Here is a 21283-nt window from a genome sequence, read left to right on the forward strand (position 1 = left end):
TCAGATCATCCCCGGGAAGGTGCGCCCACTTTCATGCCGCCCCACCGAGGGTCATCCACAGGTTCTGATCATTGCTCCATCGCCGCGATGCCAGTCGTCAATACCGTCGCCGACGTCTTGAAACCCGCCCGCACGCATTACCTGCGAAGCGAAATTGGTGCAGTCTCCGCCTCCGTCTCCGAAGTTGGCGTAATCGGGGTTGTGTCTGTGCGGATCGCTTTCACTGCCGGCCCACTCGTCTGCGTAGGCAATGGCGCGTTTGCGTGCCTCGGAGAGCTGGTGATCTTTGGGCTTATGATCATCGAGCATCTGCACCGAGTCGTCATCACCGCCACCGGTGAACGATATGCCCGCGAGTTCATTCGCCATAGTCGTGAGTTGCGTTCCGATGTGCGCGTCCGCCGCGGCGAGCTGCTCGGCGTTCCAACGGATGTACTCAGAATGTTCGATGCCTCGTCTTCGCCGCTGCACCATCTCGGACAGCGGCATATCGCGGGTATCAAGCACCGACAAATCCTCCCGCACCTGATAACCATCCGCTTCGGCTTCGGCGATGGCCTCCAAGGTTTTTCGCTGAGCATTGCGCAAGTCTTGGCAGCCATTGACAGCGACGTCCGAGCAAGCTCGTTGGACTTGGACTTGGCGTCGAACCACTGCCAGGTCAGTGGTTACCCGATGCAGGGCAGAGTCCTTGGCGTCTCCCAGCCAAGTCGTGCCGCCGGGAGCCGACATGTTCTGACGATGCTGCTCGAAGGCGCGCTCGGAATGATCGGCTTGACTGCGCCAGCGGTCGGCAGCAGCCTCTAGATGAGTGATATCCCAACCTTCGATCTGTGGCCGCGTTGGGTGTGTCGATGCAGCCAATGAAACGGGTGCAACCACTGTCACATAGCTCCCGCGACGCGTTCCGCCTGGCTGGTGTCAGTGCTTTCGTAGCGATCGCTACCCGCAGTCAAGAATGCCGATTGTTCACCCATGCGACGCGATTGCGTGCCGCGAGTCGAAGCCACCGCTGCGTCCACGGCCGCAACGCCCGCATGACTCTTTTGAGACCCGCTTCGACCGGAGCCGAATGTGCCGTTACCTAAAGCAGTCGCTAGTGTCTGGCTGTCAGCAGCACCCGACCGCAGCCCCGCGGTATCGACTTCAAAAAGATCTGCCACTTTGCCCCCCTCGGTTGCAGATAGTCGTAGAACAATACCAACGCGTTGTGATGGGTCGATAAACGCGAGTTACACGGTGCTATCCCCGGTCAGCCGGTGCCAACTGCGAAGCCGATCGGCGATTTCTTCCAGCACCGGCTCGCTTCCCGTGGCAACCGCGATGACGAAATCGAAACGATCGTCCTCGGGCGCTGTGAGCCACTCTGCGTTGATTGCGAGAAATGTCCGGCAGGCCGTCCATGCCAACCTCTTGTTACCATCCGCCAGCGCGAGATTGCGCGCCAACGATTGCATCAACGCCGCCGCCTTGAGGAGCACGTCCGGGTAGGCATCCTCGCCTAAAACGGACGCCCGCGGGCGGGCCAACGCGGACTGCAGCAACCCGTAATCGCGAACGGCGACGTCGTCACCGATGGCGCGTCGCGCGATCTCGAGGAGGTCTTCGAGATCGAGGTACTCGGTCATGCGTCCTTGAGGCGCTCGAGGACGGTGGCTTCTTCGGTGAGGACGCGATCGAGGGCGGCATCGACCTTCGACTTATGGGATCGCCGGGCGATGTACTCGTCGATCGCGTCCAGGGCCACGGCCTGCATCGACCGCCCTTCTGCGGCGGCTTGTCGACGTAGCGCTTCGGTTTGCTCGTCACTGGTGCGCAGAGTCATACCCATGGCTTGATGATACCGAAGTGATACCACTCGCGGCGGCAGATTTTCAGCAAGGGCCGGTTGTCGCTCGAAAGTCGCTCGGAGGCGGGCATTCACCACATACCCACCGGGCCACAGACCCGGCCTATCCCTCGGCCGCCACCAGCGACCGCAGTTTCACCGACGGGTTGTCCCGTTGGAAGCCCTCCAACCGCCACTTGGTGGAGAACAGCACCAGCAACGCGCCGTCGGTACGGGTCAACACCTCCGAGGACACCTGCTTGCTCATGAACTCCAGGTCCGCGGGATCCAGCACCCGGGCAACCTGATACGGCAAGGGCTCCAACGTGATCGGCGCGCCGATCTCGGTGGCCATCCGGTGGGTGGCGACCTCGAACTGCATCGGCCCGACCGCGGCCAGCACCGGCGCCTGCTCACCGCGGCGGTCCGAGCGCAGCACCTGCACCACGCCCTCCTGCTCCAGCTGCTCGATACCCTTGCGGAACTGCTTGTGCTTGCTCGGGTCCTTACCGCGGGCGACCGAGAAGAACTCGGGAGAGAAGCTCGGAATCGGCGGATACTGCACCGGCACATCGACATACAGCGTGTCGCCGGGGCGCAGTGCCTGAGCGTTGGCCAACCCGATCACATCACCGGGCCAGGCGTTCTCCAGCGTGGAGCGCTGCTGGCCGAACACCGACTGCGCGTACTTGGTGACGAACGGCTTCCCGGTCCCGGCATGGGTCAGCACCTCACCCCGCTCGAACGAGCCCGAGCACACCCGCGCGTAGGCGATACGGTCCCGGTGCGACGAGTCCATCCCGGCCTGAACCTTGAACACGAACGCGCTGAACGGCGAATCCACCGGGCGGCGCACCCCGTCGACATCCACCGCGCCACTGGGCGGGGGCGCCAACTCGACCAACACGTCCAGCAGTTGGTTCACGCCGAAGTTCAACGCCGCCGAGGTGAACAACACCGGCGAGGACTCGCCACCGAGGAACGTGTCGCGGTCGTAATCGGAGCCGTCGGCGGACAGCAGTTCGGATTCTTCCACGGCGGTGTCCCAGTCATCGCCGGCCGCGTCGTGGGCGTCGGCGGCCGCGATGTGCTCCTCGGGCGCGGCGGTCGCCCCGCCGGCGGTGCGGGTGAACCGGATGAACTTGTTTGCGCGGCGGTCCATCACCCCCTTGAAATCACCGGCGATGCCCACCGGCCAGGTCAGGGGAGTGGTGCGCAGCCCGATGCGCTCGTGGATCTCGTCCATCAACTCCAGGGCGTGCCGTCCGGGCCGGTCCCACTTGTTGATCACCGTGATGATCGGGATGCCCCGGTGCTTACACACCTGGAACAGCTTCAGCGTCTGCGGCTCAAGGCCTTTGGCCGCATCGATGAGCATCACCGCGGCGTCCACGGCCGTCAGCACCCGGTAGGTGTCCTCCGAGAAGTCGGCGTGACCCGGTGTGTCCAGCAGATTGATCACGCAATCGCGGTACGGGAACTGCAGCGCCGTGGAGGTGATGGAGATGCCGCGGGCCTTCTCCATCTCCATCCAGTCCGACACGGTGGACCGGCGCCCGGCCTTGCCGTGGATCGCCCCGGCCTCGGTGATCACCCGCGCATGCAGCGCCAGCGCCTCGGTCAGCGTCGACTTACCCGCGTCGGGGTGGCTGATGACGGCAAAGGTGCGGCGACGGGCCGCCTCCGCGGCGACGCGGCCGGCGGTGCGGGTGTCCAGGGCGTTCTCGGTCATAACGCTCTCGATGGTATTTGCCCAGCAAGGGAATCAATAATCGGGCGGTCCGACACGGTTAGCTGAATAGCCGGATCGCGGCACAACGACGTCACATTCTGGCACCATATTGACCGTGAAGAAACGGCGCTGGCGGATTATCGTGGGTTTGCTGATTGTGCTGGTGGTCGCCGCGGTGGCGGTGGCACCGTGGGCCTTCCGCACCTTTGTCGAAGGCGCCCCCGAACCCGCCTTCGCGCTGCCGTCTGGTGCCCAGCCGGCCACCACCGACGTCAACGGCTCCTGGACCGTGCAGCCCGGCTCCCAGGCCGGCTACCGCGCCGAGCAGAAGCTGCTGTGGCAGATGGTCGACGTCAACGGCCGTACCTCCGATGTCACCGGTCACGCCGAGGTGACCGAATCTCGCCTGGTATCAGCGGAATTCACGGTTGACGTGGCATCCATCGCGTCGGCGCACCACGGGCGCGACGAACGATTCCGCGGCCCCGACGTCATGAACACCGCCAAGTTTCCCACCGCCCAGGTCACCGTCAGCGCACCCGTCGACCTCACCTCGGTACCCGACGATGGCCGCGCTGTCGACGTCGAGGTGCCCATCCACCTGACCCTGCACGGCGTGAGCCGCCCGGCGTCCGCGCACACCACCATCGCCCGCACCGCAGACCGGGTCGACGTTGCCGGCGCCATCCCGGTCCGCTTCTACGACTACAACGTGTCCCCGCCGAAACCGTTCGCGTCACTGCTGGCGGTTGAGCCGGTCGCGACCATCGAGTTCCTGGTGCATCTCGCCAAGGCGTGACGCTAGAACCGCAGCCAACCCCGCCCGGCCGGCTTGTGCCGGTCTGCGTACGGCCACGGATTGTGCCGTTCGGGCACCGCCGCGGCGCGCACCTCTTTGAGCTGCGCGCGCAGGAAGCGCCGCACCTCGTCCAGCTCAGGATCGTCCCAGCGGTTGACGGCCTCGATCGGATCGCCGGTCAGGTCGTAGAGCTCCCACTGATCGTCGAGCACATCGGTGCGGTACCGCTCGCCGCCGCGCCCACTGTATGCCAGCTGCCGCACCCCGGGCTCGGTCCAGGTGCCCGGATCGTCGAAGGTGCGCACCAGCTTCCACAGCCGGCCCTCGTGCCTGCGGACCAGGCCCTCGAAATTGCCCGCCACGTCGGCGGGCACCCGAATCCGCAGCGGGGCAGGCGGATTGGCCACCGCGCCGATCGCCCGCGCCGCCGCCGATGCCCCGGTATCACCCTCCAGCACGTTGTCGCGGGTCAACAGGTACACCGCCCGGTCGTCGTCGGCGGCGCCACCGTCCACCACCGGCATCAGGTTGCACCCGGGCAGTGGATGCACCTCGCTGAACGTCTCGGCCAACACCTCCGCGACGGCGGGCACGTCGACACCGGCCGCGCCGAGCAGTGTCGGCACCAGGTCCACATGAGATGTCGGCGCCTCGACGGTGCGCGCCGCCGTCGCGCCCGCGCCGACGCGTGCGATGACGAACGGGACCCGGGTGGCCTCGTCGTACAGGTTGAACCACTTCTGGTGCAGCCCGCCGTGCGCGCCCAGCAGATCACCGTGATCCGACGTGCGCACCAGCACCGCCTCGGTGGAGCCCGCGGTGACAGCGCGGCGTACCCGGTCCAGCGGGCCGTCCACCTCGGCGTGTAACCGGTAGTACAGATCGCGGTACTGCTGCGCCTTGCGCCGGTAGGTCCGCTCGATGGCCCCGGCCGGCCCGTACCCGGAGTAGTAGGCCTCCCGGAACGCGGCCTGCGCGGCCGGCTTGGACCGCAGGTCCTCCTTGGCCGTGGGTGCGGGCGGCACCGGTGGCGGGTCCAGCGGTGAGTGCTGCAGCGGCGACCGGCGGGCCCACGCCGGAAACAACACGATGTCATGCGGATTGACGAAGCTTGCCACCAGCAGGAACGGCTTCATGGCCGCCGCATCACCGGCCCGGCGACGGGCGTACCGGTCATCCAGCCAGGCGACGATCCGGTCGGCGAACAGCGGGTCCCGCCGAAACCCGCTGTTGGCCAGGCCCGCCCCATGCGGTTCCGGGCCCACCCAGCCGGAGAAGCCGTACGGCCCCAGCGGATCGGCGTCCAGGTAGCGCTGGACCGCCTCCGGGTCGACGATGCCGGCATCATCATTGGTGGCCAACGGTTTTCCGGTTCTGGGGTCGGTCAGGTCGGCGTGCGAGATATGCCATTTCCCGTCGTAGTGCGTGTCATAGCCGGCGGCGCGAAACCAGTTGCCCAGCGTCGGCACCTCACCGCGGCGCAGCCAGCGCAACCGTGAATCGTCGTACCGCTTGCCGATGCCGTCGGTCTGGGTGACCCCGTGCAGATCCGGATACTGCCCGGTGAACAGGGTGGGCCGGCTGGGCACGCAGGCCAGCGACCCGGTGTAGTGCCGGGTGAAGCGCACCCCGTGCTCGTCGAACCAGCGCCACCCGGCCATGGCGCGGTGCCGCCACTGCCGTAAGGCCTCGGTCTCGTACGGTGGGGCGGCGCGTTCTTCGTCGGTCATCAGGATCACGATGTCGGGCCGGACGATGCTCATGTGTGAATCTCACACCGTGCGCCCAGCCTGGTGGGGGAGAATTGCCGGATGTCGACACCGCCGCCTGACCCGGCGACCCGACGGATCCCTCGTCCGCCGCGCCCGGAGGGGCCGACGCAGCGGATTCCCCAGCCCCGTGGCGTCGGGGGATGGCAGGAGCCGCCGACCGAAAGGCTGCGCGCCCCGGAACCCGCGACCGAGAAGTTCCAGCGGCCCGGCACGCCGCCACCGGCGAGGAAACGCAACAAGCAGACCATCGTCCTGGTCGCCGTCATCGTGATCGCGTTAGTGGTCGGCAGCCTGGCCGGCGCCGAACTGTATGCCAGGTACAAGGCGGCCGACGTGCTGTCCAATATCACCGATTGCCTGGTACAGGACGGTGCCGAGGTGTCGTTCTCGGTGAATCCGCCGTTCCTGTGGCAGTACCTGTCCGGCGACTACACCAACATCTCGGTGGCCACCGCCGGCAACCAGGTGCAGGAGGCCAAGGGCATGACCGCCGACGTCACGCTCAGCGATATCACGCTCAAGGACGCCGACAATTCCAAGGGCACCATCGGCTCCCTGGACGCGACACTGTCCTGGACGTCGGCCGGGATCAAGGACACGGTGGCCGAGAACCTGCCAGTCGTCGGCAGCCTGGTGACGGCCGTGCGCACCGACGCGGGTGCCGGAACGTTGATCCTGGAAGCTGCCGGCGGCACCACCGTCACCGCGCAACCGGTGGTCGCCGACGGCAAGCTCAACCTGAACGTCACCGACGTCACCGGACCGTTCGCCAAGGACACCGTGCAGTCCGCACTCAACGAGCTGACCACCAAGCTCAACGACAACTACCCGCTGGGCATCAAGGCCGACAGTGTGCAGGTGACCAGCACCGGCGTGGTCGGCAAGTTCTCCAGCCGGGACGCGACAATCCCGTCCGGGCAGAGCAATCGCTGCTTCGCCGACCTCTAGAGGATGCCGAGGATGTCGTTCTTCAACGCCTCGGCCTCGGTGCCGAACACCGCCTGCACACCGTTGCCCACCTCGATGACCCCCGCTGCACCAAGGCTTTTCAGCCGCGCCTGATCCACCTTGGTCGGGTCGGCCACCTCCATCCGCAGCCGGGTGATGCAGGCGTCGACGTTGACCAGGTTCTCCCGGCCGCCGAACGCGGCGATCAGCTGCTCGGCTTTCGAATCAGGCCGAGCATCAGGCCGGGCATCGACCCGGGTATCCGTGATGATGGCGGTCGCCGACTCGGCACCCTCGCCCAGGTTGGCCTGCTCCTCAGCCTCGAACTCGGCCTCCGGTTCGCGGCCCGGCGTGCGCATGTTCCAGCGCGTGATGGCGAACCGGAACAGCAGGTAGTAGACGACGAAGAACACTACCCCCATACCGATGAGCAGCGGGATGTTCTTCGCCGCCGGTGCGGTGCCGTAGAGCAGCAGGTCGATCAGCCCGGCCGAGAACGAGAAACCCAGATGGATGTCGAGTAGGTAGGCGATGGCCAGTGACAGACCGGTCAACACGGCGTGCACGACGTACAGCGGGAACGCCACGAACATGAACGCGAACTCGAGCGGTTCGGTCACCCCGGTGAGGAAGGCCGTCAACGCCGCGGCGGACAGGATGCCGACCGCGACCTTGCGCTGCTTCTTGTTGGCGACGTGGATCATCGCCAGCGCGGCGGCCGGCAATCCGAACATCAGGATCGGGTAGAACCCGGAGGTCAGGATGCCCGCGCTCGGATCGCCGGCGGCGAATCGGGTCAGCTCGCCGGTCACCGTGTTGCCGTCCGGTGTCTGGTAGTCGCCGTAGAGGAACCACACATACGAGTTCGGGATATGGTGCAGGCCCAGCGGGATCAGCATGCGGTTGGCGAACCCGTACACGAACGCGCCGAACGCGCCGGCGCCGCCGATGAACTTGCCCAGCCCGGTCAACCCCGCGTCGAACAGTGGATAGAAGTAGCTCAGGCCGAAGCCGATGAACAACGACGCCAGCGACACCACGATCGGGACGAATCGTCGCCCACCGAAAAAGCCGAGATACGAAGGTAATTGGATGGTGTGGTAGCGGTCGAACAGCCAGGCCGTGACCAGGCCCACCACGATCCCGGCGAAGACGCTGTAGTTGATCTGCGCCTGTTCGCCGGATTTGTCCAGCTCGCCGGCCAGCACGATCGGCGACATGGTTTTGAACACCGCCTCGACCACCAGATAGCCCACTACGGCGGCCAGCGCCGTGGAGCCATCCGCTTTGCGGGCGAACCCGATGGCAACGCCAACGGCGAACAGTAGCGGCAGGTTTGCGAACACTGCATCGCCGGCGGCGCTCATCGCCTTGAAGAAGGCGCCGATCACCGGAGCGTCGATGCGCCCCAGCAGATCGGGCTGTCCCAGCCGCAGCAGAATGCCTGCCGCGGGCAGCACAGCGATGGGCAGCATGAGGCTCTTGCCGAGCCGCTGCAATTGCGCAAATCCTGGAACCCGCCTGCTGGTACCGGGTTTCGTCGACTGACTCATTGGGCGCAGCTTAGACGAGAACCGGGGAAGGCAAGACTCGGTTGGGGCATCCTCGTAGGGTTGGTAACCATGACGACACATGTTCACGCCCCGGTCGCCGGACGAGCGGTCGCCCTCGAGCAGGTTCCGGACCCGGTGTTCGCCCAGGGCATGGTGGGCCACGGCGCCGCGATCGACCCGCCTCACACCGTCATCGACGCGCTCGCCCCGGTCACCGGCAAGCTGATCAAGCTCATGCCGCACGCCTACATCATCATGACCAACGACAACGTCGGCGTCCTGGTGCATCTCGGCCTGGACACCGTCGCGCTGGGCGGCGAAGGCTTCACCACGCATGCCACCCAGGGCGACGACGTCACCGCGGGCCAGCTCATCGTCACCTACGACGTGCCCGCCGTCGTCGCCAAGGGACTCAACCCGATCGTGCCGGTCGTGGTTATGGACGAACGTGAACCCGGCAACATCACCCAGCGCGCCGACGGCGAAATCGCCAGCGGGGCAGCGCTGTTCGCGGCGGCAAAGTAATGGAGGTCGTCATCGGGCCCGACCCGGCCGCGCTGGGGGAGCTGGCCGCCGACGCCATCGGCGCGCTGCTCACCCGCAAACCGGACGCGGTGCTCGGCCTGGCCACCGGTTCGTCGCCGTTGGTCATCTACGACGAACTCGTCGCGCGCTGCGACGCCGGGCAGCTCAGCTTCGCCCGTGCCCGCGGGTTCACCCTCGACGAGTACGTCGGGCTGCCCGCCGAGCACCCGGAGCGTTACCGCAATGTCATCGACACGGTCTTCGTCTCCCGCGTCGACTTCGCCCCCGGCGCGGTCGCCGGTCCCGACGGCCTGGCCGACGACATCCCGGCCGCCTGCGCCGCCTACGAGGACGCGATCGCCGCCGCCGGTGGAGTGGACCTGCAGATCCTCGGCATCGGCACCGACGGCCACATCGGCTTCAACGAGCCGGGGTCGTCATTGGCGTCGCGCACCCGGATCAAGACCCTGACCCGGCAGACCCGTGTCGACAACGCCCGCTTCTTCGGCGGCGACGTGGACGCGGTGCCCACCCATTGCCTCACCCAGGGGCTGGCCACCATCATGGCCGCCCGGCACGTCATCCTCATCGCCCGCGGCGCGGCCAAGGCCGAGGCGGTACACCACCTCGTCGAAGGCTCGGTATCGGCGATGTGGCCGGCGACCATCCTGCAGCACCACCCGCATGTCACCGTGCTGCTCGATGATGCGGCGGCCCGCCGCCTGCAACTATCCGACTACTACCGCGAGGCCTACCGGTCCAAGCCGGCCTGGCAGGGTATCTGAGTGCTGATCGCCGCCGACACCCTGCTCACCGGCACCGACCTGCTGCGGCCCGGATGGATCGAGACCACCGGCACCACCGTGCGCGCCGTCGGCGCCGGAGTGCCCCCGGCACCGGCCGACCACAGCGCCGCGGTGGTGGTGCCGGGGTTCGTCGACACCCACGTACACGGCGGCGCCGGCGCCGACTTCTCGGCGGGCACGGCGGCCGCCACCGCCGCGGCGGTCGGCCTGCACCGCCGCCACGGCACCACCACGCTGATCGCCTCCCTGGTGACCGCCGCCCCCGAGGATTTGCTGCGCCAGGTCACGGCGCTGGCCGAGCACACCCACGCCGGGCTGATCGACGGGATCCACCTGGAAGGGCCATGGCTGTCCGCCCAGCGCTGCGGCGCACACGACGCCACCTTGATGCGTGACCCGGATCCCGTTGAGCTGCAACGTATTCTGGATGCCGGGGCGGGTGCGGTCAGGATGGTGACGGTGGCCCCGGAACGCGACGGGGCGCTGGACGCGATCGGTCGGCTGACCGAAGCCGGGGTGGTGGCCGCCGTCGGTCACACCGAGGCCGGCTACCGGCAGACCGTGGCGGCGATCGAGGCCGGCGCGACGGTGGGCACCCACCTGTTCAACGCGATGCGCCCGATCGGCCATCGTGCGCCCGGCCCCATCATCGCGCTGCTGGAAGACCCGCGGGTGACCCTCGAGTTGATCACCGACGGGGTGCATCTGGACCCGTCGATCTACCGGCACGTCTGCCGGTCGAGTGCCACCGGGGCGAGCGGAGCGACGGGAAATGACCGAGTGAGCCTGATCACCGATGCGATGGCCGCCACCGGCAATGCCGACGGCCACTACCGGCTGGGCACCATGTCCGTCGAAGTGGTGGATGGGGTGGCCCGGGTGGCCGGCACCGACACCATCGCGGGCAGCACCGCAACCATGGACGCGGTGTTCCGGTTCGCCGTCACGCACAGCGGCCTGGACCGGGATGCGGCGCTGCTGCAGGCGGTGCGCCAGGCGACCGTCAACCCGGCACGCGCGCTCGGGCTGGGCCGCCCCGGCCTGGTGCCGGGTGCACCTGCGGATCTGGTGGTGCTGGATTCCGACCTGGGGGTGACCGGGACGCTGTACCGCGGTCAGTGGGTGGTCAGCCCTGACGACGGCGCCGGCGCCGATACCGCCACACCTTGACCGCGACGTAGACCCCGGTGCCGAGCAGCACCATGATGGGGCCGCCGGGTGTGGTGGCGCCGTCATCGGAGCTCGGGATGTGCCGGGGCGCCGGCGGCTGGGGATCGTCGGGTTCGGTCAGCGCCAGCTCCTCGATTGCCGTCGCGGCATCGCTCGCCGAACCGTTCATGCTCATCTCGTTGATCACCCTCATGCCAGTGCCGCCACGCTGGCAACGGCTACGACTGTACAGAGTGCCGGTTACCGGCGCGTATCGGCGACGCTGGGACGGGCGCGGCCGGCACCGCTCACCGCCGGGTCCGGCAGGGCATGATGAGACGATGCCCGAACGCAATGTGCTCGGCGGCCCGCTGGAACCCTGTGGTAGCGAACCACTCACCGGCTTCTACCGGGACGGCTGCTGCTCGACCGGCCCCGAGGATCCCGGCCTGCACTCGATCTGCGCGGTGGTGACGCGGGAGTTCCTGGAACACCAGCGTTCGATCGGCAACGATCTGTCCACCCCGATGCCCGAGTACCGGTTTCCCGGGCTGGTGCCCGGTGACCGCTGGTGCGTCACCGCCCGCAACTGGCTGCGCGCCTACGAGGACGGGTACGCCGCCCCGGTCGTGATGGCGTCGACCCATGAACGCACCCTGGACGTGGTGCCGCTGGAGGCGCTCGCCGAGCACGCCGTCGACGTCCCCGACGACGCCAGCGACCTGTAGCCGGGTCGCTCCGACTCAGAGGCGCTCGCGCACCGCCGACGCCGACTCGGCCGACAACACCTGCGCTGCCAGCGCGGCCGCGTGCGCGCCGTCGACGGCGCGCACCGCCTCCTTGGTGGCCGGTATGGCCGGCGGAGTGACGCTGAGCGCCTCCACCCCGAGCCCGATGAGCAGTCCCGCAGCCCGTTCGTCGGCGGCGAACTCCCCACAGACCGAGACGCCGGCCTGCCCGGCTGCGCCCCGGCAGGTGGCCGCGATCAACTGCAGCACCCCGGGATCGAAGGTGTCGCCGAGCCCGGCCACCGCGTCGTTGTTGCGGTCGGCGGCCATCGTGTACTGGGTCAGGTCGTTGGTGCCTATGGAGAAGAAGTCGACGTGCGGGGCGAACGCGGCGGCCTTCAGGGCGGCGGTGGGAACCTCGACCATCATCCCGACCTGCAGGTCGGCCGGTGGCCGCGGACCCGTGCTGCCCAGCGCGTCGTCGAGCAGGCGGCGCGCCGCGAACAGTTCGTCGAGGGTGCTGACCATCGGGAACATCACGCTGACCGGGGTGTGCCGGGCGAGTGCGGCGATGGCCAGCAGTTGCTCGGTGAACAGTTCCGGATGCGCCAGCGACATCCGCAAGCCCCGCACGCCCAGATACGGATTGCCCTCCACCGGCAGCGGCAGGAAATCCAGCGGCTTGTCCCCGCCGACGTCCAGGGTGCGCAGTGTGATCCGGCGTCCCTCAAGCGCTTCCGCGATCTTGCGGTAGACCGCGAGCTGCTCCTCGGTGTCGGGCGCCTGCCGGCGCCCCAGGAACAGGAACTCGGTGCGGATCAGGCCGGCGAAATCGGCGCCGTGGGCGGCGGCCGCCCTGGCATCGTCCACCGAACCGAGGTTGGCGCCGACACCGATGCGCACCCCGTCGCGGGTGATTGCGGGCTCGGCCGACCGGGCCCGGGCCGCTTGCCGGCGTTCGGCGAGTGCGGCGACCTTGGCCTCGAACGCGGCGCGGACCGTGGCGCCGGGGTCGACGACGAACTCGCCGCGGGTGCCGTCGACCGCCACCGTGCTGCCGTCGGCGATGTCGAGCACCGCGGGGCCCGCCCCCACGACCACCGGGATGCCCTTGGCACGTAACAGGATCACGTTGTGCGCCTGCGGGCTGCCGAACGCCAGCAGCACCGCGGCCACCAGGCTCGGATCGAGTTCGGCGGCCTCGGCCGGGCTCAGGTCGGCGGCCACCACCACACCGCTGACCTCGTGGGCAGCGGCGGCACTGCCCACCAGCACCCGCAGCACCTGGTCGCCGACGGCCCGCACATCGGCGGCGCGGGCCTGCAGGTACGGGTCGGTGAGTGCACTGAACTCGGCGGCCAGTTCGGTGACGGCGGCCGACCACGCGGCGGCGGCGTTGTGGCCCTGGTCGATCCGCTGCTGGGCGCTGCCGAGCAGCGCATCGTCGTCGAGCAGTAACAGGTGGGCATCGAAGATGCCGGCCTCGGTCTCACCGACATCGCGTGCGGTCCGGGCCCGCACCGTCGTGACGACCCGGCGCACCTCGGCGATCGCGGCGCTGAGGCGCCGCCGCTCCGCGGCCGGGTTCTCGCCGGGGCCGTCCGGCACCACGACATCGCCGGCACGGGCCGAGCGGGCCGGGCCGATGCCGAGACCCGGACCCGCGCCGATCGGTTGGTTGCGGGCCGGCTCGGGCACCACTTCGATTGCTGTGCCGATGGTTTCGTCGAAGTTGCGGGCGGCCAGGGCCAGGATGTGCTCCAGCGTCTCGGCGGCCTGGCTGCCCGAGACTCGTACCTGCACCTCGTCACCGCTGCGCACGCCCAGGGTGGCGATCTTGGACAGGCTGGCGGCATCCACCCAGCCCGAGTCGGTGCGCGGGTTTCGAATACGGGCCCGGGCATCGCGGCGACGCACCTCCTGGGCCAGCCGGGCGGCGGGACGGGCATGCAATCCGTGCGGGTTGGCGACGACGAAACTGCCGGTCAATTCGTCGGCGGCGTGTGCGTCGGCGGACTCCGGCGCGGGGGCGGCCGGGCCGAGGTGGGCGATCTTGCCGGTCAGTGCCCCCGATGCCTCGGCGGCGATCTCGGCTGCCGACGCGTCACCGGCGGCCGCGACGGCCGCCACCACCAGCCCCTCGACGAGTGGCGCGGGGCACAGCACCACCCGCTCCCGTACCTCGTCGTCGAGCAGTTCCAGCGCGAGTTCGGCGGACAGCACGGCGCTGCCCAGATCCATCAGCACCACCGTGCCGTCGCCGGTGTCGGCGTCGGTGACGGCGTCGACGATGTCGGCGGCGTCGGTGCCGAAAGTGGTGTCGTCCAGCCCCGCCGCGATGGCAATCCGGATGTCCTTGCCGTGCACCATCTCCTGGGCCAGGGCGACGGCGGCGCGGGCCAGCGGGCGGCTGTGCGAGACGACGACCAATCCGACCGTCACGTGCCCACCACCGTTGCCGCCGCGGTGAGCAGCAGTGCCGCCGACGCCGCGCCCGGGTCGATGTGCCCGACGCTGCGCTGCCCGAGGTAGCTGGCCCGGCCCTTACGGGCCACCATGGATTCTGTTCCGTCGCGGCCCTTTTCGGCCGCGGCGGCCGCGGCGGCCAGGTCACCGCCGGATTCCAGCGCCTCCAGCGCCGGCGCCAGGGCGTCGAACATGGTCTTGTCACCCAGTTCGGCGCGACCCCGCTGGACGACCCCTTCGACGCCGGCCCGCAGCGCGGCGGCCAAACCCTGGTCCCACGCCGGGCCCATCCGCAGGAAGAAGGTGCCGTAGAGCGGACCGCTGGCCCCGCCGACAGACTTCACCAGCGTCATACCGATCTGTTTGCACGCCGCGGGGGCATCGGCCGGTGGTGACTCGTCGAGGGCGGCGACCACCGCGGTCATCCCGCGGTTCATGTTGATGCCATGGTCGGCGTCACCGATCGCGGCGTCCAGATCGCTGAGATGCTGGGCGTTCTCGGCGATCAGCCGGGCGAATTCCCGTACCCAGGCCTGCAGTTGGGCCACATCCATGCTCAGCATCCTCTCCGCAGCGCCGGGGTGTTGACGGGGTGGTCCCACAGGCGCAGCAATTCGTCGTCGGCGCGCAGCACGGTCACCGAGCAGCCGGCCATGTCCAGGCTGGTGATGTAGGGCCCCACCAGTGAACGGGCGATCCGTACCCCCGCCTTGTCCAGGATGGCCACGAATTCGGCGTACATGACGTACAGCTCGATCAGCGGGGTGGCGCCCATGCTGTTGACGAACAGGATCACTCCGTCATCGGAGGCGAAGTCGAGATCGGCCAGCACGGGCTCGGCCATCTGCTCGGCGATGGCGCGGGCGGGTTGCATCGGTACCCGTTGCCTGCCGGGTTCGCCGTGGATGCCGATGCCGATCTCGATATCGGTGTCGGGCAGATCGAACGTCGGATGGCCGACCGCGGGCACGGTGCACGACGTCAGCGCCACGCCCATGCTGCGCGACGCCGCGTTCACCCGGCGCGCCACGTCGGCGACCTCGGCCAGTGGGCGGCCCAGATCCGCTGCGGCGCCGGCGATCTTCTCCACCAGTACGGTCGCGCCGACCCCGCGCCGGCCGGCGGTGTAGGTGCTGTCCTGCACCGCGACATCGTCGTCGACGATCACCGACTCGACGGTGACACCTTCGGCGGCGGCCAGTTCGGCCGCCATCTCGAAGTTCATCACGTCGCCGGTGTAGTTCTTCACGATGTGCAGCACGCCGGCACCGCTATCGACGGTCTTGGTTGCCTCCAGCATCTGGTCGGGCACCGGGGAGGTGAAGATCTCACCGGCGCAGGCCGCGTCGAGCATGCCTTGGCCCACGAAGCCGCCGTGCAGTGGCTCGTGCCCCGAACCGCCGCCGGAGATCACACCGACCTTGCCGGCGACCGGGGCGTCGGCCCGGTAGATGATCCGGTTGGCGTGGTCGACGCGCAACTCCGGATGCGCAAAGGCGATGCCGCGCAAGGCTTCGGCGATGACATCAGCGGGGTCGTTGATGAGCTTTTTCATGCTGGGATCCTCAGGCTGCTGCGTTGGTGGGAGCGGACGGGGTGGCCACCGGCGCCACGGTGGCGTCGGCACGGGTGCGGGAGATGGCGACGTAACTGAGCGCAGCGAGTGCGCCGGCGAGCAGTTCGGCGAGGACGTAGACGGGCAGCTGGTGCCAGGCGACCGAGCCGCCGGCCAACTGCTGGACGAGCATCGGGCCGACGGTGCGGGCCGGGTTGATCGAGGCCCCGGTGGTGGGGGCGACGGGGATGATCGCGGCGAACACGACCAGACCGATGGCGACACCGGCCGGGGCCTTGCGGTGTATCACGCCGAAGACGGTGAACACGAGAATGAACGTACCCACGAACTCGGCGAAAAAAGCCTGTACCGGACTTGTCTGCGGGGAGTAGGTGGCGATGCCCAGCCCGGCGTCGCGGGCTGCCGTGCCCAGCACCCCCAGGATCGCTGCGGCCCCGGCGATGGCGCCCACCACCTGGGCGGCGATGTACGCGGGCACCCGCGACCAGGGGAAGTGGCCGGTGACCGCCAGCCCGATGGTCACGGCGGGATTGATGTGGTTACCGGAAATATGCCCCAGGGCGTAGACGGTGGCCACCACGACGGTGCCGAAAGCCAGTGAGATCATGCCGAGGTCGGCCATGGTGAACGGCGCGTCCCCGTTCACGATGATGGTGGCGGGCACCGCGCCCACCCCGATGAAGACGAGGAATGCCGTGCCGAGCGTCTCGGCCGCGATCTTCTGCAAGAGCGAGGGTTCGTCCATATCGCGTTCTCCCTTGAACGACGGGGCGGCACCCCGCTGCGACTATCTCGGACCACATTCGATAATGTCGAATGTGATCTGGACCATACGCTTATGCTTCGGGGTGCACAAGAGGTCTGTACACGGGCGGGAGGGCCGGGATGATCCAGGCGGTGGATCGTGCGCTGCGCATCCTCACGGTGTTGCAGGGTGGGCGCCGGATGAGCCTGGGTGAGATTGCCACCGCCATCGAGCTGGCGCCCTCGACGGTGCACGGCCTGGTCCGCACCCTGTTGGCGCACGGCATGGTGCAGCAGGAACTCGACTCGGGCCGCTACCGGCTGGGGCCGGCCACCCTGCGCCTGGGTAACGTATACCTGGAAAGCCTGGAACTGCGCTCCCGCGTGGCCATCTGGGCCGAAGGGCTGGCCCGGCGCACCGGCTGCGCGGTGCGCACCGCAGTGCTGTTGTTCGACGAGGTCGTGGTGGTGGCGCACGAGCCGCGGCCGGACGGTACCCGGCAGATGCCGGAGGTCGGCATCGTCATCCCCGCCCATGCGAGCGCGCTCGGCAAGGGCCTGCTGGCATTTCGAGCGAACTACGCCCCGACGGATCTGCGCAGTATGACGGGGGAGACCGTCACCGACGCCGGTGTGCTCGCCGAACAGCTCGCGCAGACCCGCCGGACCGGTATGGCGACCGAGGTCGAGGAAGCGGTGCTCGGTGAATGTGTCGCCGCCGCCGTCGTTTTCGACTCCTCGGCCGAGGCCATCGGCGCGATCGGACTGGTGGTGCCCACCGGCCGCTGGCCGCTGGAGCCGGCCGATATCGACGCGCTGCGCGATACCGCCCGCACGGTGTCGCGCGAACTGGGCGCGCCGGTGTGGCCGCCGCGCAGTTAGCCCGACCGCCCGCCGGTGTTCCCCGACGAACCGCTGTCAGTGGCTGCGCGGGCCGTTGGCGTAGCTCACCGGAACTTGGCGGTGTTGGGTAGGCTCGTCCCTCAAATGATCGAGACTGACGAGGCGCTGCCCATCCTGCCGCGCGAGTTGACCACGATTTCCGATGAGGTCCGCGCCGTCCCGGCGCCGACGATCCCGCAGATCGCCGCGCCCTACGGCGCCCGGGTGGCCGACCCCGACGCCGACGCCGAGATGATCTCGCAGTGGATGAATCTGCCGCACCTGGCCCAGGCGTGGGAGTACGACTGGCCGCCGGAACGCTGGCGCCTGTACCTCAAGGCCCAGCTGGCCGGCTCGTTCTCCCGCCCGTTCGTCACCAGCCGGAAGGGTGAGGATGTCGGCTATATCGAAATCTATCGGGCGGCAAAGGATTCCATCGCCACCCGGTACGACGCCGACCCGTACGACCTGGGCATTCACGCCGCCATCGCCGACACCACCCTGGTGAACCGGGGCATCGCCGCGTTGATCCTACCCAAACTGTTGGTCGACCTGTTCGCCGGCGAGCCGCGGTGCCGGCGGGTGATGTTCGATCCCGATCACCGTAACGCCGGAGCGCGCCGGCTGGTCGAATACGTCGGGTGCACCTTCCTGGGCGAGCATCAGATGTCGAATCGCCGGATGGCGCTCTACACGTTCCCCCGCACCCCCGACGACATCCCGGCCCACCGGTAGGGTCAGCGGGCCATCATGGCGGCATAGCCGTCATGGTCGGGCTTCATGGCCGCGGCCACCAACTCCCAGAGCACCTCGTCGGTGCCGCCGCCGACCCGGGCCAGCTTCATGTCGCGCCAGTACTGGCCCAGCGGGGTTTCGTCGACCAGATAGCCGGTGCCGCCGAAGATGTGCATGCATTCGTTGACCACCTCTTCACCCAGCCGCGCCGCGGTGACCTTCATGGCCGCGGCGGTGCGCAGGTCCAGCGTCTTGCCCGCCGCGATGCCGACGAGTGCATGACGCAGCATGTCCACCCGGGCCTGCAGGTCGGCCACCCGCATCCGCAGCGCCTGGTGTTCGTACAGGGTGTGACCGAACTGGCGGCGATCCATCATGCGCGCCAACGTGATTCCCAGCAGTCGCTGACAGTTGCTGGCCACCTGGCCGGCCACCGACATCCGCTCGTGCGCCAATCCCCAGGAGATCGCGGCCAACCCGGTGCCCGGGCGGGCGACCAGCGCATCGGCGGGCACCCAGGTGTCGATGTGCACCGCGGCGGTGGCGAGCGGGCCGGCGCCCACCTTGCGGTAAGGCGTCTGCACCTCCACCCCGGGGTCGTTCAGCGGGACCGCGACGACCACCACGTTGCCGTGCCGGCTCGACGGGTCGTTGTCCACATTGCGCGCCACCGCCATCACATAATCGGCGATGGGGGACAGGGAGACGAACTTCTTGATGCCCCTGACCTCGAAACCGCCGCGTGCCGACCGTATTTCGGTGCCGACGATCTGCAGGTCGGATCCGCCGGACTCTTCGGACGCGCCGATACACAACACCGCCTCACCGCGGATAGCGCGGTCGGCGATATCGCGCAGGTGGTCGTTGCGGGCGAAGCGGCGCAGGATGGCGATCGCCGAGTCGTGCAGGCTCACCCCGACCGCGATGCCGGCCGAACCCAGTCGGCCCAGCTCGGTGGCCAGGGCGATCACCTTGCCGACGTCGGGTTGCTTGTCCTGGCCCCATTTGGCGGCGAACACACCCTCACGGCCCAGGTACTCGATGAGCTCGCGCGGGAAATGTTCGGTCGCTTCGGCTTCGGCTGTCCACGCCGTGACCTGGTGGTTGAACACCCGGCCGAGCAGGGCCGCGAAGTCGTCGGTGGTCTGGTGGGACGGTGCGGCAACGGTCACGGTGCAGCCTCCAGATTTCGTTTGACCTCGAGGCGGCGCAGCTTGCCCGACGAGGTGCGGGGCAGGGACCCGGGCCGCATGAACACCACATCGGCGGGTACCACACCGCATTCGGAGGCGATGCGCTGCACCAGCGCGCTGCGTGCCGCGGGTTCGTCGGCACCCTTGAATTCGGCGGCGATCACCAGTCCCGGCCGGGTCGAGGATCCGCCGGTGCCGACGGCCACCACGGCGCCGGGCCGGATGCCGTCGATCTGCGCGGCCACCTGTTCGATCTCGGTGGGGAAGATGTTGCGCCCGGCCACGGTGATGATCTCCTTGGCCCGACCGCAGATCACCAGGCCGCCGTCCAGCAGGTAGCCGATATCGCCTGTCGGGAACCAGCTTTCCCGGTCGATGGGTTCGTCACCGAGGTAGCCGTTCATCATCGACGTACCGCGGACCTGCACCTCGCCGACCTCGCGGTCGACGATGGTGCCGGCGAATTGCTCGTTCGGTGTGATCCGGACCTGCATGCCGGGGATCGCCTCACCGAGCACGGCGTGCTTGCGCACGTAGCCGCCGTCGTCGCTGAGCACCTGGATCTCGTCGACGCGCAGCCCGACACCCGGGGCGGGAACGCTGACCGCGCAGTTGGATTCGGCCAAGCCGTAGGACGGCGCCAGCGCGCCCGGCTGGAGGCCGAAGCGGGCCATCTCGGTGGCGAACCGGGCGCTGCCCTCGCAGTCCACGGGCTCACCGCCATTGAGGGCGAACCGCAGGTGTGTGAAGTCGACGTCGCTGACCAGGCGGGCGTACTTGCCGACGATGTTGTACGCCATGTTCGGTGCGGCGGTCACGGTGGCGCGGCTGTCGGTGAGCCACTTCAACCAGCCGAACGGCTGCGCCGAGAACGCCGACGTCGGCGCCTGCCACAGGTTGGCCCCACCGAGTGCCATGGTGAGCAGGAAGGACAGCCCCATATCGTGATACAGCGGCAGCCACGAGTGACCCGTCTCGCCGGCATCCACGCCGACGCGGGTCACCAGTGCTTGCAGGTTTGCCAGCACCGCATCGGGCGAAAGCTGGGCGGTACGAGGCGTTCCCGTCGATCCGGCGGTGCCCTGAAGGACAGCGACGGTGTTCCCGACGGTGCCGTCGTGGGTGACCGACCGGCGCGGGTGCGCGACGGTGGTGACGTCGTGCACGGTCAGTGCGCTCTCGGTGGTGCCGAGTTCGCGCAGCTGCCCGCCGTGGCTGAACACCGTGCGCACGCCGATACCGTCGAACCGCGCCAGGGTGGACTGCGCCCATCGTTTCGGGTCGGCGCCGCGGACCGGCCCGGGCAGGATCGACACGGCGGCACCGGCCAGGAAGGCGCCGGTGATCGCGGCGATGAGCTCGACGTTCGGATCCCCGACGAGGCCGACGGCCGTGGCACCGTCGGCGCAGATGCGGGCGGCCACGTTCTCGGCGCGGGCATGCACTTCGGCCCACGGGTGGCGGGTCCACGTGCCGGCTTCGGTGTCGAAGACGTGCAGGTCGTTGGTCGACGTGGTCATCGACTGGCGCAGGGCTTCGGCCAGAGGGTTCACGAGTTGCCCTGCCCGGCGGGGAGTTTGGCCAGCACCGCGGCCTCCAGTTGGCCGACGGTCTCGCAGCTGAGCAGATCCTCCTCGGTGAGGGCGGCGTCGAGGCGATCCTCGATGGCCACCATGCCGACCGCGAAGGCCACCGAATCCATGCCCAGGTCGTCGATCAGCCGGGAGTCCCGGGTGATCCGGCTGACGTCGATGCTGAGGTCATCTCTCAGGATGGCGAGCAGCTCAGGGTTGACAGCAGCGGGTGGTGACTGTTCCATGTCGGGGGACGCTACACGGGCAAGTTAG

22 protein-coding genes are annotated in these 21283 nt (G+C 68.7%); 8 read left to right on the top strand and 14 right to left on the bottom strand.

Features of this window, described 5'->3' with window-relative positions:
• Nucleotides 1–51 precede the first annotated feature (51 nt).
• From AWB94_RS16075 to AWB94_RS16090, 4 genes are all read right to left on the bottom strand, one after another.
• Nucleotides 52–888: an amidase domain-containing protein gene (locus tag AWB94_RS16075; RefSeq protein WP_084395081.1), complete on the bottom strand. Its 837-nt coding sequence runs from the start codon at nucleotides 886–888 to the stop codon at nucleotides 52–54.
• 344 nt (nucleotides 889–1232) lie between these two features.
• A complete protein-coding gene (locus AWB94_RS16080; RefSeq protein WP_062656180.1) occupies nucleotides 1233–1628 on the bottom strand; it encodes a type II toxin-antitoxin system death-on-curing family toxin in 396 nt (131 codons plus the stop codon).
• Nucleotides 1625–1831, bottom strand: a complete 207-nt coding sequence (locus AWB94_RS16085) for a FitA-like ribbon-helix-helix domain-containing protein (protein WP_062656181.1) — start codon at nucleotides 1829–1831, stop codon at nucleotides 1625–1627. Before AWB94_RS16085 ends, AWB94_RS16080 begins: the two co-directional genes overlap by 4 nt.
• A 121-nt stretch (nucleotides 1832–1952) precedes the next feature.
• Nucleotides 1953–3560: a peptide chain release factor 3 gene (locus AWB94_RS16090; RefSeq protein ID WP_062656182.1), complete on the bottom strand. Its 1608-nt coding sequence runs from the start codon at nucleotides 3558–3560 to the stop codon at nucleotides 1953–1955.
• A 115-nt stretch (nucleotides 3561–3675) separates the two neighbouring features.
• Between AWB94_RS16090 and AWB94_RS16095 the strand changes: the two genes are divergently transcribed.
• A complete protein-coding gene (locus AWB94_RS16095; protein ID WP_064961282.1) occupies nucleotides 3676–4359 on the top strand; it encodes a YceI family protein in 684 nt (227 codons plus the stop codon).
• A 2-nt stretch (nucleotides 4360–4361) separates the two neighbouring features.
• Here AWB94_RS16095 and AWB94_RS16100 read toward each other — a convergent pair whose 3' ends face one another.
• A complete protein-coding gene (locus AWB94_RS16100; RefSeq protein ID WP_062656184.1) occupies nucleotides 4362–6122 on the bottom strand; it encodes a sulfatase-like hydrolase/transferase in 1761 nt (586 codons plus the stop codon).
• 48 nt (nucleotides 6123–6170) lie between these two features.
• On the opposite strand from AWB94_RS16100, the gene AWB94_RS16105 reads away from it, so the two are divergent.
• Entirely contained in the window at nucleotides 6171–7079 is a 909-nt protein-coding gene (locus AWB94_RS16105) for an LmeA family phospholipid-binding protein (RefSeq protein ID WP_062656185.1), read from the top strand.
• Here the strand turns inward: AWB94_RS16105 and AWB94_RS16110 are convergent.
• Nucleotides 7076–8632, bottom strand: coding sequence for a PTS transporter subunit EIIC (locus tag AWB94_RS16110; RefSeq protein ID WP_062656186.1), 1557 nt, complete (start codon nucleotides 8630–8632; stop codon nucleotides 7076–7078). The two genes, AWB94_RS16105 and AWB94_RS16110, sit on opposite strands and share 4 nt — an antisense overlap.
• A gap of 69 nt (nucleotides 8633–8701) precedes the next feature.
• On the opposite strand from AWB94_RS16110, the gene AWB94_RS16115 reads away from it, so the two are divergent.
• From AWB94_RS16115 to AWB94_RS16125, 3 genes are read left to right on the top strand one after another with little or no spacing between them, the layout of a single operon-like run.
• On the top strand, nucleotides 8702–9157 hold the full coding sequence (locus AWB94_RS16115) for a PTS sugar transporter subunit IIA (RefSeq protein WP_062656187.1): 456 nt from the start codon (nucleotides 8702–8704) through the stop codon (nucleotides 9155–9157).
• Complete coding sequence (gene nagB, locus AWB94_RS16120; RefSeq protein ID WP_062656188.1) at nucleotides 9157–9942, top strand: glucosamine-6-phosphate deaminase; 786 nt, start codon at nucleotides 9157–9159, stop codon at nucleotides 9940–9942. Before AWB94_RS16115 ends, nagB begins: the two co-directional genes overlap by 1 nt.
• Nucleotides 9943–11133, top strand: coding sequence for an N-acetylglucosamine-6-phosphate deacetylase (locus tag AWB94_RS16125; protein ID WP_062656189.1), 1191 nt, complete (start codon nucleotides 9943–9945; stop codon nucleotides 11131–11133).
• Here AWB94_RS16125 and AWB94_RS16130 read toward each other — a convergent pair.
• Nucleotides 11090–11326, bottom strand: a complete 237-nt coding sequence (locus AWB94_RS16130) for a hypothetical protein (protein WP_062656190.1) — start codon at nucleotides 11324–11326, stop codon at nucleotides 11090–11092. The two genes, AWB94_RS16125 and AWB94_RS16130, sit on opposite strands and share 44 nt — an antisense overlap.
• Before the next feature lie 127 nt (nucleotides 11327–11453).
• Between AWB94_RS16130 and AWB94_RS16135 the strand changes: the two genes are divergently transcribed.
• On the top strand, nucleotides 11454–11840 hold the full coding sequence (locus AWB94_RS16135) for a DUF2237 family protein (protein ID WP_062656191.1): 387 nt from the start codon (nucleotides 11454–11456) through the stop codon (nucleotides 11838–11840).
• Nucleotides 11841–11855: 15 nt separating this feature from the next.
• Here AWB94_RS16135 and ptsP read toward each other — a convergent pair whose 3' ends face one another.
• Genes ptsP through AWB94_RS16155 form a run of 4 tightly spaced genes read right to left on the bottom strand, consistent with a single transcriptional unit; the run spans nucleotide 11856 to nucleotide 16627 of the window.
• A complete protein-coding gene (gene ptsP, locus AWB94_RS16140) occupies nucleotides 11856–14282 on the bottom strand; it encodes a phosphoenolpyruvate--protein phosphotransferase (RefSeq protein WP_062656192.1) in 2427 nt (808 codons plus the stop codon).
• Nucleotides 14279–14860 carry a dihydroxyacetone kinase subunit DhaL gene (gene dhaL / locus AWB94_RS16145; protein WP_062656193.1) on the bottom strand — a complete coding sequence of 194 codons (582 nt, stop codon included), beginning with the start codon at nucleotides 14858–14860 and terminating at the stop codon, nucleotides 14279–14281. The genes ptsP and dhaL overlap by 4 nt, the downstream gene beginning before the upstream one ends.
• A 2-nt stretch (nucleotides 14861–14862) precedes the next feature.
• On the bottom strand, nucleotides 14863–15861 hold the full coding sequence (gene dhaK / locus AWB94_RS16150; protein ID WP_062656194.1) for a dihydroxyacetone kinase subunit DhaK: 999 nt from the start codon (nucleotides 15859–15861) through the stop codon (nucleotides 14863–14865).
• 10 nt (nucleotides 15862–15871) lie between these two features.
• The gene (locus AWB94_RS16155) at nucleotides 15872–16627 is read right to left on the bottom strand and encodes an MIP/aquaporin family protein (protein WP_062656195.1); all 756 of its coding nucleotides are present in this window, start codon (nucleotides 16625–16627) and stop codon (nucleotides 15872–15874) included.
• 140 nt (nucleotides 16628–16767) lie between these two features.
• Here AWB94_RS16155 and AWB94_RS16160 point away from each other — a divergent pair, with 140 nt between their 5' ends.
• Together AWB94_RS16160 and AWB94_RS16165 are read left to right on the top strand one after the other, a co-directional pair.
• Nucleotides 16768–17508: an IclR family transcriptional regulator gene (locus AWB94_RS16160; protein WP_062656196.1), complete on the top strand. Its 741-nt coding sequence runs from the start codon at nucleotides 16768–16770 to the stop codon at nucleotides 17506–17508.
• 105 nt (nucleotides 17509–17613) lie between these two features.
• Nucleotides 17614–18243, top strand: coding sequence for a GNAT family N-acetyltransferase (locus tag AWB94_RS16165; protein ID WP_062656197.1), 630 nt, complete (start codon nucleotides 17614–17616; stop codon nucleotides 18241–18243).
• A gap of 2 nt (nucleotides 18244–18245) precedes the next feature.
• On the opposite strand, the gene mbtN is transcribed toward AWB94_RS16165, so the two are convergent.
• Genes mbtN through AWB94_RS16180 form a run of 3 tightly spaced genes read right to left on the bottom strand, consistent with a single transcriptional unit; the run spans nucleotide 18246 to nucleotide 21255 of the window.
• The gene (gene mbtN / locus AWB94_RS16170; protein ID WP_062656198.1) at nucleotides 18246–19415 is read right to left on the bottom strand and encodes a mycobactin biosynthesis acyl-ACP dehydrogenase MbtN; all 1170 of its coding nucleotides are present in this window, start codon (nucleotides 19413–19415) and stop codon (nucleotides 18246–18248) included.
• On the bottom strand, nucleotides 19412–20980 hold the full coding sequence (gene mbtM / locus AWB94_RS16175; protein WP_234811777.1) for a long-chain-fatty acid--ACP ligase MbtM: 1569 nt from the start codon (nucleotides 20978–20980) through the stop codon (nucleotides 19412–19414). The genes mbtN and mbtM overlap by 4 nt, the downstream gene beginning before the upstream one ends.
• 5 nt (nucleotides 20981–20985) lie before the next feature.
• A complete protein-coding gene (locus AWB94_RS16180; RefSeq protein WP_062656199.1) occupies nucleotides 20986–21255 on the bottom strand; it encodes an acyl carrier protein in 270 nt (89 codons plus the stop codon).
• Between the last annotated feature and the right edge of the window lie 28 nt (nucleotides 21256–21283).

The sequence above is a fragment of the Mycolicibacterium canariasense genome, from assembly GCF_002101555.1.
Taxonomy (GTDB): Bacteria; Actinomycetota; Actinomycetes; order Mycobacteriales; family Mycobacteriaceae; genus Mycobacterium; species Mycobacterium canariasense.